This window comes from Gordonia jinghuaiqii (genome assembly GCF_014041935.1).
Lineage (GTDB): Bacteria > Actinomycetota > Actinomycetes > Mycobacteriales > Mycobacteriaceae > Gordonia > Gordonia jinghuaiqii.
On record NZ_CP059491.1, the window covers coordinates 1,604,176 to 1,619,317 of the forward strand.

A 15,142-nucleotide genomic window follows, 5' to 3' on the forward strand; every position below is an offset into this window, starting at 1 on the left:
TTGTGCGCGATCGCAAATCGAATTCGATGTGCTGTCCGCAAACGTCGCGTAGCGTGAGCAGGGTCACACTGTTAAACAATCGGGAGCCGACATGGACCTCACCCCGCGGGAACTGGACAAGCTCATTGTTTATCAAGTCGCGGAGTTGGCTCGGCGCCGACGCGAACGCGGGACGCCCCTCAACATCAGCGAGGCCCAGGCGCTGGTCTCCGAAGCGATTCTGGAGGCGGCCCGCGACGGGAAGTCGGTCGCGGAATGCATGGAGATCGGGAAGGGCGTCGTATCGGCGTCGGACTGTCTGCCCGGTGTCCGGGAGCGGGTGACCCTGCTACAGATCGAGGCGACATTCCCGGACGGCAGCAAGCTGATCTCCTGCCACGATCCGATCGGCGGGTAGCGATGCAGCCGGCGCCCTCGCAGCTGATTCTGGTCAGAGGCCATGAGTCAGGCGCCGGGGAGGAGCTGGCCGAGCTGGCGGCGACGATTCCGGAATGCACTGTGGCCCTACCGGGTAGCACTCTCACCGAGGCTGTCCTGCGTGCGGGGAGCGGCGGTGCGGTCGTCGTGCCGATGACCTTCGGGCGCGACGCGCAGATGATCGCCGAAACCGCCCGCGGTCTGCGGTGGTTGTCCGAACGTCACGGCGCGACCGTGGCGCTCGCCCCGCCTTTCGGTACCCCCGATCATCTGATCGGGCACCTGCGCGCGGCGGCACGCCGAGTCCACGCCGAGCAGCCCGACGCCGCGCTGGTCATCGCAGCGCATGCCTCGGAACCCTTCGCCGACGCCGAACTGCATCGCATCGGGCACCTCGTGCGAGCCCACGGTGCGGGCACGGAGGTCGAGGTCTGTCTCCTGCATTCACCGCAGGACGCTGAATCAACCGCAGAACGGCTGCAGCGCCTGGGATATCCGGTGGGTGTGGTGGTGCCGGCCGGTTTCTCCACGCGCTTCGGGATCGACACGGTGCCCCATCTCCGCATGTACGGGCCCCTCATGAGACCGGCGGCCATGGCGCGGGTCATCGCGGCCCGGCGCGACGAGGCGTACGCGTCGCTCATCCGCGGAGACAACGGGATCCTCGCTGCGCTGGCGGCCTCACATGACCACGGATTCGCGCACAGTCACGCCGGCGCGGATCACGCGCACGGCGGTCATTCGCACGGGCACAGCCATTCTCACGGGCACGAACACGCCCACGAACACGGTCACGAACACGAACACGAACACGGTCACGAACACGGCGACGGGCACGGTCATGCGCCACCGTCGGCACGTTCTCTGTCGGTCGTATCCCCATTTATCTAGGAGCACATGATGGCGAGTCGGAAACCGGGTTACGAACACTCCGGAGCTGAGATCGAAATCAACGCGGGACGTCCGTCGACGACGCTGCGCGTCACCAACACCGGCGATCGTCCTGTCCAGGTCGGGTCGCATTTCCACTTTTTCGAAGTGAACCGGGCAATGCGGTTCGAACGCGAGAGAGGTTGGGGAATGCACCTCGACATCCCGGCCGGCACGGGGGTCCGGTTCGAGCCGGGCGAGACCAAAGAGGTCAACCTGACGAGTTATGTCGGTGCGCGCCAGGCCTGGGGGTTCAACGGTCTGGCGAACGGGGGCCTCGACACCGAGCGGACGAAGAGCGATGCGATGCGACGTCTGGCCGAGCGTGGATTCGAGAACGGAGAACCCGACGACTCGGATCAGAAGAACTCCAAGCGCAAGGGTTCCAAGTCGAAGAAATAGGTCGCGACCAGCGGCTCCCTCATATACCAGATCCACTCCACACCCCAGGAAGGCCAAGGCGATGGCGGTCATCTCCCGAAAGCAGTACACAGATCTGTACGGGCCCACGGTCGGCGACCGCGTGCGGCTTGCGGACACCAACTTGGTCATCGAGATCGAGAAGGACTACGCCGAAGGGCATTACGGAGACGAGGTCGTCTACGGCGGCGGCAAGTCCGCCCGTGACGGTATGGCGGCGTCACCGCGCGCGAGTCAGGCCCAGGGTGCGGTGGACCTGCTGATCACCAACGCGATCGTCCTCGACCCCATCCTCGGTGTCGTCAAAGCGGACATCGGGATCAAAGACGGTCTGATCGCCGGGGTCGGCAAGGCCGGGAACCCGCAGACCCAGTCGGGGGTGGACCCGAGGCTGATCGTGGGGCCGGGCACCGAGATCATCGCCGGTGAGCATCTCATCGCCACCGCCGGTGCCATGGACTCCCACGTCCACTACGTGTCGCCCCAGCAGGCCCAAGCCGCACTGTCCAACGGCATCACGACCCTGTTCGGTGGTGGAACCGGACCCACCGACGGCACCAACGGCACCACCTGTACGCCGGGGCCGTGGAACATCCACCGTCTGCTCGAGGCGCTGGAGGACATGCCGGTCAACATGGGCATCCTCGGCAAGGGCAACGGCTCGATGAGAGATGCCCTGATCGAGCAGATCGAGGCGGGCGCGGCCGGGCTCAAGGTCCACGAGGACTGGGGCACGACCCCGGCCGCACTCAGCTGTGCCCTCGATGTCGCCGACGACTACGACGTGCAGATCTCGGTGCACACCGACAGCCTGAACGAGGCGGGATTCGTCGAGGACACGCTGTCGGCGATCAACGGCCGGGCGATCCACACCTATCACACCGAAGGTGCAGGCGGCGGGCACGCGCCCGACATCATCCGCGTAGCCGGGAGCGGTAACGTGCTGCCGTCGTCGACCAATCCGACCCTGCCCTACACGGTCAACTCCGTCGACGAGCTCCTCGACATGGTGATGGTGTGTCACCACCTGTCCCACGACGTGCCCGAGGATCTCGCCTTCGCCGATTCCCGCGTGCGCGCCGAGACCATCGCCGCTGAGACGGTCCTGCACGATCTGGGCGTGATCTCGATGTTCTCCTCCGACTCACAGGCGATGGGCCGGATCGGCGAGTCGGTGACCCGCGCCTTCCAGACGGCCCACCACTGCAAGGACAAGCGCGGCCCCCTGCCCGAGGACTCCGATGGTCACGACAACTTCCGGGTGTTGCGGTATCTGGCGAAGGTGACGATCAATCCGGCCATCACACAGGGTATTTCGGACTATGTGGGCTCACTCGAGACGGGCAAACTCGCCGACGTCGTGCTGTGGCCCATCGATTCCTTCGCCGCCAAGCCGAAGATGGTGATCAAGGGCGGGCTCGTCAGCTGGGCGCAGATGGGTGACCCCAACGCATCACTTCCCACACCGCAGCCGGTGTACTACCGGCCGATGTTCGCCGGCATCGGCAAGGCGCTGCAGACCACCCGGATCACGTTCATGTCCGACGCGGCGATCAAGAACGGCGTGCCCGGGAAGCTGGGGCTGCAGAGCCAGATCCGGCCGGTGCGACGCACGCGCAACATCGGAAAGGCGAACATGGTGCGCAACACCACGACTCCGAGGATCGAGGTTGACCCGGAAACCTATGAGGTGACACTCGACGGCGAGCCGGCCAGCATCGAACCGGCGCAGACGTTGCCGCTGACCCAGCTGTTCTTCCTCGCTTGACCACGACAGGACCGTCACCCCTCGGCGCACTGCTGGTGAGTCTGCAACTGACGGACTCGGCGTTCCCCAGCGGCATGTACACCATGTCGCACGGGCTCGAAGGGTTCCGGCAGATGGGACTCGTCGAGGGCGCCGACCTGGAGGAGTTGCTCACCGACCTGCTCGTGGCGAGCGTGGGACCGGGTGACGCGACGGCGTTCGCCCGTGCCCACGACGCCGCATCGAGGCAGGACTGGGTGGCCGTGGAACACATCGACCGGCTGCTGTTCGCCGCCAAACTCAACGAGGAACTGCGGACCGCGTCGACGAGGAGCGGACGTCAGGTGATCTCGTTGGGACGCAAGCTGTTCGCGCCCGAACTCGTCGATACCTACGCCGACCTCATCCGCGCACGACGCGTCCCGGGTTGCCAGCCGGTGGCCAGTGCGGTGATCTACGCCGCAGCCGGTGTCGAGGTGGACCGGGCGGTGACCTCGGACCTGTTCGCGTTCGTTGCCAGCTACGCGGGTGCGGCCATGCGGTTGAGGCTCACCGATCATGAAGGCGCACAGCATCTCATCCGGTCGTCGGCGACGACGGTCGAGACGGTCGCCGCCGAGGCCGTCGCCCGGTCCGTCGCCGATCTGGGTGGGTACGCCCCGATGAGCGACATCGCCTCGGCACACCATCAGCACTCCGACGGCCGGTTGTTCACGACCTGAGTTCGCCAGGTATCAGCAGAGAGGTTCACACATGTCAGAACAGGTGTTGCGCATCGGGATCGGCGGGCCGGTCGGCTCCGGGAAGACGGCGCTGATCGAAGCGCTGGTCCCCAAGCTGATCGCGTCCGGCCGGTCGCCCGGGGTGATCACGAACGACATCTACACCCAGGAGGACGCCCAACACGTGCGGCGCGAACTCGCCGGGACACTCGACGCCGACCGCATCATCGGCGTCGAGACCGGTTCATGTCCGCACACCGCGGTGCGGGACGACCCGACCATGAATCTCGCTGCCGGGGAGGATCTTCTGCACGAGTTCCCCGACATGGACACCCTGATCTACGAGTCCGGCGGCGACAACCTCACACTCACGTTCTCACGGTCGCTCGCAGACGTTTTCGTGTTCGTCCTCGACACCGCGGAGGGGGAGAAGATGCCCCGCAAGCGCGGACCCGGGATCACCGAGAGCGACATCCTGGTGATCAACAAGACCGACATCGCCAAGTACGTGCGTACCAATCTGGAGACGATGACCAGCGACGCCCACAAAGTGCGCGGTGAGCTGCCCGTCGTGCTGACCAATTCCCTCGAGGGTGACGGCATCGACGAACTCCACGAAACCATCCTGACGACGTGGCAGCAGCAGAAGGTGCCCGGATGAGGGCTTCGGGCACCCCGGAGTCCAGGCCCCGCTTCATCGCAGATCACGGGGAGGAGGGCGGGGGTCACACGAGGAGAACCGTCGATCGGCGGGCCTACGAATGCGACCGCGTCCCCGCCGAACTCGCCCGCCTCGCGAACTCCGGGAGAGGTATGCCGGTCGGGAGCCCGGGGAAGGTGGGGGTCCTCGAGCTCACCTTCGGGGTACGCGGGAACCCTCAGGCGCGTACGGAGCTGACGCACCACTATCAGAAGACGCCGCTGCAGATCATGCGGCCGTTGTACTACGACCGGTCTCGTCCGGACATGCCCTACACCTACGTGATGACGATCGGGGGCGGGGTCCTCCACGGCGACCGTCAGCGGATGGACATCACCGTCGAGGCCGGTGCCGCAGCCCACGTGACCACCCAGGCGCACACCAAGATCCACCGCATGCACGACGGCTACGCCACCTCGATCGTCAACCTCGACGTGGGGCCGGGCGCCTACCTGGAGTACCTACCGGACCCGATCATCCCGTTCGCGGAATCGCGGTATTACCAGCAGACCAGGGTCACCCTCGATCCGGAGGCGACACTGGTCGTCGGCGAGACGGTGTATGCGGGCCGGCTGTCCCGGGGGGAGCGGCACGAGTACGAGGCCTACGCGACCGATCTCGAGGTGGTGCGGCCCGACGGTGAGCCCGTACTCATCGATCGGGCTCGGCTGCTACCCGGCCACCGAGGGGTCACCGGGCTCGGTGTGCTCGCCGACCACGACGTGATCCTGTCGTTCTATGTCCTCACGCCGTCGGTCTCGGCCGAGGCGCTCTCGGAACGTTTCCAGGAGGCGCTCACAGATCTGGACGCCCCCGACGCGCATTGGGGTGTGAGCGCCGCCCCCGGCGGTGCCGGGGCCTGGGTGCGGCTCGTCTGCGACGACACGGTTGTGTCGACCGCGGCGGGTGTCGCGCTGTGGCAGGCCGCACGTCACCTCCTGACCGGACGCGCGCCCACCGACCCCATCCGGAAGTGAGCACTCGAGAACGGATGTGAGGTCGGTGCTCAGGCCGTGGCCGCGGCGATCGCCAGGCCGAGGACCGCACCGCCGACGGCGATCACCAGGCTGAGGAGGACGTTGGCCACCGCGGCCGGAAGACGTCCCTGGTCACCAAGTTTCACGGTGTCCACGGTGAAAGTCGAGAAGGTCGTGTAGCCGCCGCAGAAGCCCGATCCGAGGACGACGGTGGGGAAGAGCTGTTCGAATCGTGTGTCGGCGGTGAAACCGTGATACATCGACAGTCCGCTCAGGAACCCCAGGAGCAGCGACCCGCTGACGTTGATCACCAATGTGCCCCAAGGGAATCCGTCACCGGCATAGTGGGTCACGAGTTTGCCGACCAGGTAGCGGGCCAGTGCACCCACCCCGCCGGCGATGATCATCAGCAGAACCATCATGACGGGGACTCCTGCTGCTGCGGGGTGAGGCGCCGGCCGAGGTGGTACCCGATGAACGCCGCGGTGAGGCCGAGCACGAGAGTGGCAGCGGCGTACAGCAACGCCAGTTCGATGAGTGAGTCCCGAAGCCGCTGCGCCACTTCCACGGCGAACGTGGAGAACGTGGTGAACGCGCCGAAGAAGCCCGTCGCCACCAGGGGCTGGACGAACGGAGGCGCCTTGGCGACCATCAGGTAGCCGGTGAGCAACCCCAGCCCGAGGGCCCCGGTGACATTGGCGAGCATCGTGCCCCAGGGGAACTCGTCTGTCTGAGCGGGATTGAGGTTCTCGGCGAGGTAGCGGATGAACGTTCCCGCACCGCCACCGACGAAGACCAGAGTCAGCGTGAGCACCGTGTAGGGGCCGAGACGATCGGCCCGGGAGGGCGCCGCGGGAGTCATCGCGCTGCCGGTCCGTGCACCTCGGCCACCGGCAGGACGATCATCTGGACCAGATCATCCCCGAGGTCGGACAGTGCCCGCTGCACATCGTCGACCGACTGTGCAGGGGTGAGGATCTCGACGCGAACCCGAGGCGTCATCGTGACCCGCCGGGACTGGCCGCGGACGATGTGGTCGACCGGGCCCGCGGCGGTGACGAACACCTCCGACACCACCGCACGCCGCGCGCCGGCGGAGAGTACTTCCTGTTCCACACCTTCGGTGCCGGCCGAATCGAGGATCGCGGTGACGAGGTACAGACCTTCGCCGGTCTCGGCGGGCTGTGGCGCCACGAGTCGGGCGGCGGGGTCGTCGGTGGGAATCGGCAGGACCGGATCGTCGGTGTAGGCGGACATGCCCTGCTGGGTCGCATCGAGATGTTCTTCGTCGTCGGGATCGACGCGAAGCCCGATGGTCTTGTCGATCGCGAACCCGATCACCAGCGTGAGAACGAGCGAGAACGCGATCACCGATCCCAGGGCGATGAACTGATCGCCGAGGAGGCCCCAACCGCCGCCGTGGAACACGCCGTCGCGGCCGATCGCATTGATCGCCTCCTCGCCGAAGAAGCCGACGAGGATCGTGCCGAGTACGCCGCCGATGAAGTGGACGGCGAGGACGTCGAGTGCGTCGTCGACGCGGATCAGTGTCTTGAGTTTGAGCGCGAGGTGACAGACCACCCCGGCGAGGAGTCCGATGACGAACGCCGCCAGCGTGTTCACGTAACCGGCTGCGGGTGTGATCGTCGCGAGACCGGCAACGGCGCCGGTGACCCCGCCCAGGACGGTCGCGTGTCCATCCCGCAGACGTTCGATGATCAGCCAGATCACCATCGCGGCCGCCGCCGCGACCTGCGTGTTGACCAGTGCTTGCGCGGCAACCCCATTGGCCTGGAGGCCGTCTCCGGCGTTGAATCCGAACCAGCCGAACCACAGGATGCCTGCTCCGACGATGACCAGTGGGATCGAATGCGGGAGCGGTGCCCGGTCGGGCCACACCTTCCGGCGGCCGAGGACGATCAGCAGGGCCAGTGCGGCGGCGCCGGCGGAGGCGTGGACGACCATGCCCCCCGCCCAGTCCTGGGCTCCGAGCTTGGTCAACCAGCCGGTCGGTGCCCACAACCAGTGCGCGATCGGGGCGTAGACGATCACCGACCAGATGCCGATGAACACCGCCCAGCCCAGCGGCTTGAGCCTGCTGGCGATCGCACCGGTGGCCAGAATGGGCGTGATGATCGCGAACATCATCTGGTAGGCGAAGAAGGCCAGCGTGGGTATCGCGACCGAGGTGGTCACCACGTGGAGGGCGGGATCCGGTGCTTCCCCGATGTTCTTGAGCCCCAAGAAGCTCAGATCGGCGATGAATCCGTTGGCCCGATCGTTTCCGAACGCGAGGCTGTATCCGAAGAAGAACCAGGTGAGCGTGATGATTCCGAGCGCGATCATGTTCTGCTGGAGCATCGCCAGCGTGTTCCGGCGACTGACCATGCCTGCGTAGAAGAACGCCAGGCCCGGGGTCATGAACAGCACGAGAGCCGCACAGACGAGAACCCAGGCGGTGTCACCGCTGTTGATCGTCTCTTGTGCCAGCGTCATTGATCGCATCGGTGCTACCTCCGTGTGCTCACTCTGTGTCGGCCTGCGCGGCGAACTTTCGTTTGTGGGGGTCGTGATGGATGGGACGGAACTTCTCGTGCGGGATGAGGAACAACCATGTCGCCAGGACGAACGGCATGGTGAAGGTGGGGATGCCGATGGGGTCCAGTGCGGCGTCGAGCGCACCCTGCACGATGACGGTGAAGATCACCCCGAGAGCGGCGAATGCCGCGACCCGCCAACCGGGCGAATAGAACACGGTGCCCAGCGCGATCGCGGTGAGCACGGCGCTGAAGCCGAACAGGCCGCTCTCGGTCGAGTCGGCGCTCGCACCGAGTAGTACGGCCGTGCCCAGAGCCAGCGCGGAACCGAGTAGCGATGCGACCGCCGCCGCCCACGAACTGACGGCCAGGGCGACGACGAAGATGATGCCGGTGACCACATTTTCGATGAGGAACACCTGCGCGACGTTCTTGAACAGGATCTCGACTGTGGTGAGGACCCCGAAGTCGTAGTCCGGAGTCGACGGCGGCTGGGGCAGAGCGGCCTTCGGCAGGGACGCGTCACCGACATTGGCAAACGCGAACGCCCCCAACACCAGGAACCACGTCGTGATGACGAACGGGGCGGTCATCGCAGTGACCCCCCAGGTATCGAAGATGTTCGAGATCGCCTGCATCACCACGGTGGACACCGCCGCGCCCACCACCAGATACACCCACAGGCGAGCGTCGACGTGGAGGAAGGACGGCAGAGCCGCACCCACCAGAATCCCGTTGAACCCGTAGATACCCTGCCCGCGTGACTGCGCGTCGAATCCGAGAAGCCAGGCGGTACAGGTCGACACGACCAGGCCGACGACGGCGCCGAGTCCGACCTCCCACTCGCCGGCTCGCGTGGAACCCCACCATATTCCGATGATGAACAGGATGCCCGTGACCGGATTGTTCTGGAACATCACCTGTCCGGAGCCCCGGCAGAGGGTGTCCACGACGCGAACGGCACGGTGGTCGGAGACCGATGTGGACCACGCCTTCGCCGGCTGCAGACGCATCGCGTCCTCCGATCGTGACACCTTGTGGTCCGGGGATGTTCGCCATTCCCGGTCGTGTGCCGGCGTGCGGAGTCGATTCGCGGGCCGGCCGATTCGATATAGCTGCGATCCGCCGCCGACACTACGCCGACGATTCACCATCAGTCGCAAAATTGTGGGATCCGAAACAAGGGGCCGGAAATCAGGGGTTCTTGGCCGCCGAGATCGCCGTGCGTACCGCGTCGCGGCAACGCTCACCGGCCGGAGGCCCGATACCGACGAAGAAGTCGCCCTGTCGGCCGTCACCGCCGAGCGGACCCCCGACGGTGAAGCCACCCTCGGCGACCTCGGAGCCACCACCTGCAGGGGGCATGCGCCGATCGCGGATCGAGGCGAGGGCCAGGGGCACCGACAGTGTGCTGACGCCTCGTTCGGCCCCCGAGACCACCACGATCAGATGGGTGGGGTGCAGGACGACGAGGGTCTGATGTTCGGAGTCGGGATCGGTGGGATTGGCTCGTCGCTTGAAGATCTTGCCCAGGAACGAGGTGGCCGTCGGGTTGAGGCTGCGGGTCACCCAGGCAGGCAGGTCGTCGGTGACCTGAAGCTGATGCTCATCGGCGTAGGTGCGCAGTGCGGCTTCGATCGCCGGTGGCAGCGTCGAGAGATCCGCGGTGGTCGTCGTCCGCTGGTACATGAAATCCATCGTGACCCACCGACGCGCGCCCCGTGCCTGTTATCGCCCCGTGCCTGTTGACCCGTTCTTGTCGTCTGTCCGTGCCCGCTTACGCGCGTACCCGGAATCGTCGGCGACGTGACGCGGGGACCCCGAGGCGACCGGACTCGAGGTCGGCGAGCAACGAGGCGACCGTCTCGGCCGAGTCGGTCTTGTTGGTGCCGATGAAACCCGATGGGCCACGCTTGATCCAGCCCGTGACGTATACACCGGTGACCGGATCCGTCCCCGACATCACGCGCCCTTCACGGTGGGGGATGACCCCGCGTGCGTCGTCGAACGGCAGACCCGGCACCGCGACCCCGCGGTAGCCGACCGAGGTGAGCACGGTCCCGGCGTCGATCGAGGAGGTGTCGCCGGTGGGTTCGATCCCGGTGGCGAAGCCCGCCGCGTCCGTGGTCGGCCGATTGCGTCCGACGATCAGACCGCGTGCCCGACCATCCTGTCCGGCAACCACTTCCAGCGGAGAGGCGTAGAACGCCAACCGGATTCGACGACCCGTCGGTTCGGGGCGGGCAGCACACTCGGCGAGGAGGTCGAGCTTGGCACGCACGGTCGCGTCGAGGTCGGCCGCCGCCGGCAGTGCCCGGAGGTCGGCGGGGTCGACGGTGACGGCCACACCCGAGTCGACGAGGCCGATGAGTTCGGGAAGCGTGAACGCCGCGTGGGCGGGACCGCGTCGACCCATCACGACCACCTCGCGCACCGACGACCGCCGCAACTGCGCGAGAGCGGCACGCGAGATCGAGGTCTCGGCGAGGGAGTCCGGATCGGCGACGAGGATCCGTGCCACGTCGAGGGCGACATTGCCGTTACCGATCACCACCGCGCGCTCGGTGGCGAGATCGACGTCGAGGTCGGTGAAATCGGGATGGCCGTTGTACCAGCCGACGAACGACGTGGCGCTCGCGACCCCGGCGTGTGCGATACCCGGCAGATCCAGTGACTTGTCGGTGGGGGCGCCGCCTGCCCAGACGACGCCGGCGTGGCGTGATCGCAGCTCGTCGAGGGTGATGTCGCGGCCCACCTCGGTGTCGAGCAGGATCTCCAGGCGAGGGTCGCGGGCGATGTCGTCGAACAGGCGCATCACCCCGCGGGTGTGCAGGTGGTCGGGGGCGACGCCGAACCGGGCGAGTCCGAACGGCTTGTCCAGGCGTTCGTACATGGTGACCGAGATCTGAGGTTGACGCAGCAGTTCGTCGGCGGCGTACATCGCCGACGGTCCGGACCCGACGATGCCGATCGACACCCGGTCGTCGACGGCGAGCTGGTGTGGGCGGTCGACGGGGGCGAGGGGTAACCGGAGCGAGGGGTCCACCGGGAAGCGTGCCGCACCGTCGGCAGAATCCTGATACTGCGCGGCGTTGACGTCGGCGAATCGTTCCTGCCCCGCCGGGAGTCGGTGGCCCGGCACGATCGCACCGACCGGGCAAGCGCTCACGCACGCACCGCAGTCGACGCAGGTGGACGGATCGATGTAGAGCATCTCGGCGATGCCGAAATCAGGTTCTTCCGGTGTGGGGTGGATGCAGTTGACGGGGCATGCGTATACGCACGACGCGTCGCCGCAACACGCCTGGGTGACGACGTGGGGCATGGTCTCGGTGGCTACCTGGGGTCGGGTGCGGTCAGGCCGCGGTGTAGGTGGGTTCACTGCGGAAACGCGAGGGCCGACCGCTGATCCCGAGCGCGCGCCACAGCAGTCGCGAGACCGGATTCATCAGACCGCTCTGCTCGCCGAGCATGCGGACATCACCGAAGACGTTGCGCAGGAACCGCTTCGAATCATCGGAGCGCCAGAAGACGTCCTTCATGACCTCGTCGGGAACGTCGAATCGCCTGGCGAAGCTGCGCGGGGGAACCACGATCGCGCCACACAGGATGCGCATGGTCAGGGGCAGCGTGAGCGAGAGCAGGAAACGCTGGAATCGATTGCGCTGGGGGACCTGCTGGCGGATGAAGTGATGTGCGAACGAGATGTGGCGTGCTTCCTCGGCGACATGCAACTGCATCACCGCGGCCATCGTCGGGTGCAGGCTCGCGCGGGTCCGCAGGAAGTCCTTCTGGATGTGATCGATCGGCTCCTCGCCGCCGAGCACGCCGAAGAAGAAGACGACCGGGAACATCGTCGACACCAGCGGGACGAACGGTGAGATCATCCGGTAGCCCAGCTTGGCGCCCGGCACGTCCATCCCGGTGCGGTTCACGAACTCCTGGAACATCAGGGTGTGGTTGCACTCCTCCTTGGATTCGTGCGTGGTGTACCGGAATTCGCGAGCGCCGTTGGGGAGTTTGAAGCTGTACTGCATGAGCCCGCGGATGAGTACCGACTCGAACTGCAGCCCGACCTTGGCGACATTGGCCTGACGCCACATGCCGATCTCGATCTGCTTCTCCTGGGGGAGCTGCTGGTACCACGGGTGCCGGCCGATGGGGTCGACCTCGTAGGACAGGATCCACCGCGGGTCGTTGTCGACGATGGCCATGTGCGGGGCGTCCCAGTCGATGTCGATGTAGGGGTCGAAGTTGCGGTGCACGGAGGCGGCGGAGAGGTCGTCGAGCACCTGTCCGTAGTCGTCGTCGCTGCCGATCTTGGCGTGTTCGGGCGCATAGCGCGCCGGGGCGTCGGTGCGGTTGTCCGGAGTGATCCGTGTCAGTGCTTTTGTCATTGTCGCGTCCTTCGGGTGGGCGGTGTCGTGGTGAGCGCGACCACAGCAGATGCTTCCGAACGTATGGCCGCCGGCTGCTATTTGTCAACACTCGATGTCACGTTCGTCCTGGACGTCGTGCCGCGTCGTGGGTACGCCGCGTCGACGCACGGTGTGCTCCGCAGATGGGCCCACGCGGGCGTCCCGGCGGGGCGCAGCAATGTCCGTTTACGGGCTGACCTGCCGGGACGGGGTAATTCGGTCGGGTTATTTCAGCCCGTGGGACCGGTGACCGCGGGTTAGAGTGACCGCACCATTCATGCCCGCGTCAGCTCATCTGGAGGAGCGATGTCCCGTCGTGTCCCGCACCTGTCCGGCCGCCCGCGGAGTGGTGCGTGCGGCGTCGTGGCCCATCGCCGCCGGGTTGTCGGGTACCCCGACACTGGGCGAGGTCGACGGTGAGCGAGCCTCCGCAGGGGCCGACGCGGGTGGTCCCACAACCGGGCGGCCCGGGGTTTCGCCCGCCCCAGCCCGGCCCGCCCCAGCCCGGCCGGCGCCAGCCCGGCGCACCCCAGCCCGGCCCGTCCCAACCCCGGCCGGGCCCGCCTCCACCGGCACCGCGCCGGGTTCCGCCCCGACCCGGTCCGGGACCCCTCGCTCCTCCCGGATCGCCGCAGCCCGGATCGCCGCAGCCCGGATCGCCGCAGCCCGGATCGCCGCAGCCCAGGCCTCGGCCCGGGCCGGCGTCGGGCCGCGCGGAAGGCGGTTCCCGCGGGGACCTCACTCCCGAGTTGGTGGAGACCGATGTCTGGACCGACGCGATGGTCGAGGCCGCCGGTATCCCGATCGTCGACATCCCGTTCGTCACCGTCGGGTCGGGCATCGGGTCGTTCGTCACCGTCGACTATCTGCGGATCTCCGGGGTGCCGGCCGACCGGATCGCGGTGCTCGGCCCGCAGGATGTGCCCTGGCACAGTTACGAGTACCTGACCCGGGTGTCCCAGATCCCGCGCGGCGAGCGCCTTCGTTCGGACTCGGCGTCCACACCGGACAACATCTGGGGTTTCCCGTCGTACGCGGTTCGCGAGGCGTGGGCGGACAAGACGTTCAGGCCGCTGTGGAATGTGCTGGTGGAGCCCGTATTCGCGAACTATTACACTCCGAAGGCCGGGCATGCGTTCGAGTCGATGGAAAAGGAATGCGAGCGCATCGGTTACCTGAAGTGCTTGCGCCGCGGGCAGGTACGCATGATCCGACGCCGCGCCGGTGGCGGGTACTTCACGATCCTCACCCCGCCGCAGGGGACGTCGCCGACCAAGCGCGTCGCGTTCCGGAGCCAGTGGGTGCACGTCGCGATCGGCTATCCCGGCATCAAACTCCTGCCCGACCTGCAGGCGTTCCGCGAGACCTATCGCGACGCAAGCAAGGTGGTCAACGCCTACGAGTCACATGAACACATCTATCAGTCGCTGCATCGCAAACCCGGCACCGTGGTGATCCGCGGTGCGGGGATCGTCGCCTCACGCGTGCTCCAGCGACTGATCGACGACCGTGACGCCCTGGGCCTGCAGACGCAGATCGTGCACCTGTTCCGGACCTACTACGACAAACCCCACGGCCCGCACGTCTTCATGCGGCGCAAGGGGAAAGACGGATGGGCCTACCAGGGGTTCAACTATCCGAAGTCGGTGTGGGGCGGGCAGCTCAAGGCCCGCATGCGCAAGCTCGAAGGGCATGAGCGCGCCGAGGCGTACAAGCAGATGGGCGGCACCAACACGCCGGTGCGCGACGACTGGCAGGAACAGCTCGCACGCGGGCGGCGGGAGGGCTGGTACCGCGTCGCCGTCGGAAAGGCGGAGAGCCTGGTGCCCGCTACGGGCGGCCAGGGCGTGGTCACCACGGTCCGCGTAGACCCGCACGCGCCCATCCATCAGGAGCACCGACCCGACGGGACCTTCGAGATCTACGCCGACTACGTGATCGACTGCACCGGACTGGAAGCCGATGTCCGCGAACATCGGTTGCTGAGGGATCTGCTCGACCACACCGGCGCCGGGATCAATCCGGTGGGTCGCATGGACGTCGAACGCGACTTCGAGCTGAAGGGCACCCGCAACGGCAACGGCAAACTGTATGCCTCCGGCAGCGCGACGCTCGGCGGCTACTTCCCGGGCGTCGACACGTTCCTCGGCCTGCAGATCGCGGCTCTCGAGATCGTCGACGATCTTGCGCGGCAGGGTTTCTGCGCGAAGCTCACCCCGTGGCGGTCGACCGCCCAGTGGTGGCGCTGGGTGAACAACAAGGGAGTCGACTGAC

Annotated in this window: 15 protein-coding genes; 8 read left to right on the top strand and 7 right to left on the bottom strand. The window is 66.9% G+C overall.

All coding sequences use genetic code 11. From position 1 onward, the window contains the following. Positions 1-91: 91 nt before the first annotated feature. The 7 genes from ureA (at position 92) to H1R19_RS07120 (ending at position 5,913) form a co-directional block, all read left to right on the top strand. Positions 92-397 carry an urease subunit gamma gene (gene ureA / locus H1R19_RS07090; protein ID WP_188329984.1) on the top strand — a complete coding sequence of 102 codons (306 nt, stop codon included), beginning with the start codon at positions 92-94 and terminating at the stop codon, positions 395-397. A 2-nt stretch (positions 398-399) separates the two neighbouring features. Next, positions 400-1,308, top strand: a complete 909-nt coding sequence (locus H1R19_RS07095) for a sirohydrochlorin chelatase family protein (RefSeq protein ID WP_219851073.1) — start codon at positions 400-402, stop codon at positions 1,306-1,308. A gap of 9 nt (positions 1,309-1,317) precedes the next feature. Then, on the top strand, positions 1,318-1,749 hold the full coding sequence (locus tag H1R19_RS07100; RefSeq protein WP_188329982.1) for an urease subunit beta: 432 nt from the start codon (positions 1,318-1,320) through the stop codon (positions 1,747-1,749). A 61-nt stretch (positions 1,750-1,810) separates the two neighbouring features. Further along, a complete protein-coding gene (ureC, locus tag H1R19_RS07105) occupies positions 1,811-3,535 on the top strand; it encodes an urease subunit alpha (protein WP_188329981.1) in 1,725 nt (574 codons plus the stop codon). Beyond that, positions 3,532-4,236 (top strand): urease accessory protein UreF, encoded by a 705-nt coding sequence (locus tag H1R19_RS07110; RefSeq protein ID WP_244970901.1) that lies wholly within the window; start codon positions 3,532-3,534, stop codon positions 4,234-4,236. Before ureC ends, H1R19_RS07110 begins: the two co-directional genes overlap by 4 nt. Positions 4,237-4,267: 31 nt before the next feature. After that, positions 4,268-4,897, top strand: a complete 630-nt coding sequence (gene ureG, locus H1R19_RS07115) for an urease accessory protein UreG (RefSeq protein WP_219851075.1) — start codon at positions 4,268-4,270, stop codon at positions 4,895-4,897. Beyond that, the gene (locus H1R19_RS07120) at positions 4,894-5,913 is read left to right on the top strand and encodes an urease accessory protein UreD (protein ID WP_219851076.1); all 1,020 of its coding nucleotides are present in this window, start codon (positions 4,894-4,896) and stop codon (positions 5,911-5,913) included. Before ureG ends, H1R19_RS07120 begins: the two co-directional genes overlap by 4 nt. 29 nt (positions 5,914-5,942) lie before the next feature. On the opposite strand, the gene crcB (H1R19_RS07125) is transcribed toward H1R19_RS07120, so the two are convergent. The 7 genes from crcB (H1R19_RS07125) to H1R19_RS07155 form a co-directional block, all read right to left on the bottom strand. After that, on the bottom strand, positions 5,943-6,335 hold the full coding sequence (gene crcB, locus H1R19_RS07125) for a fluoride efflux transporter CrcB (protein WP_188329979.1): 393 nt from the start codon (positions 6,333-6,335) through the stop codon (positions 5,943-5,945). Beyond that, entirely contained in the window at positions 6,332-6,775 is a 444-nt protein-coding gene (crcB, locus tag H1R19_RS07130) for a fluoride efflux transporter CrcB (protein ID WP_219851077.1), read from the bottom strand. The genes crcB (H1R19_RS07125) and crcB (H1R19_RS07130) overlap by 4 nt, the downstream gene beginning before the upstream one ends. Next, the gene (locus H1R19_RS07135; RefSeq protein WP_219851078.1) at positions 6,772-8,409 is read right to left on the bottom strand and encodes an ammonium transporter; all 1,638 of its coding nucleotides are present in this window, start codon (positions 8,407-8,409) and stop codon (positions 6,772-6,774) included. Before H1R19_RS07135 ends, crcB (H1R19_RS07130) begins: the two co-directional genes overlap by 4 nt. Before the next feature lie 28 nt (positions 8,410-8,437). Beyond that, on the bottom strand, positions 8,438-9,463 hold the full coding sequence (yut, locus tag H1R19_RS07140; protein WP_188329976.1) for an urea transporter: 1,026 nt from the start codon (positions 9,461-9,463) through the stop codon (positions 8,438-8,440). Between the two features lie 181 nt (positions 9,464-9,644). Then, positions 9,645-10,148 carry a hypothetical protein gene (locus H1R19_RS07145; RefSeq protein ID WP_188329975.1) on the bottom strand — a complete coding sequence of 168 codons (504 nt, stop codon included), beginning with the start codon at positions 10,146-10,148 and terminating at the stop codon, positions 9,645-9,647. A 79-nt stretch (positions 10,149-10,227) separates the two neighbouring features. Further along, positions 10,228-11,775: a 4Fe-4S binding protein gene (locus tag H1R19_RS07150; protein WP_188329974.1), complete on the bottom strand. Its 1,548-nt coding sequence runs from the start codon at positions 11,773-11,775 to the stop codon at positions 10,228-10,230. A gap of 31 nt (positions 11,776-11,806) precedes the next feature. Next, positions 11,807-12,847, bottom strand: a complete 1,041-nt coding sequence (locus tag H1R19_RS07155) for an AurF N-oxygenase family protein (RefSeq protein ID WP_219851079.1) — start codon at positions 12,845-12,847, stop codon at positions 11,807-11,809. A 314-nt stretch (positions 12,848-13,161) separates the two neighbouring features. On the opposite strand from H1R19_RS07155, the gene H1R19_RS07160 reads away from it, so the two are divergent. Then, positions 13,162-15,141, top strand: a complete 1,980-nt coding sequence (locus H1R19_RS07160) for an FAD/NAD(P)-binding protein (RefSeq protein WP_372632118.1) — start codon at positions 13,162-13,164, stop codon at positions 15,139-15,141. Position 15,142: the final 1 nt, after the last annotated feature.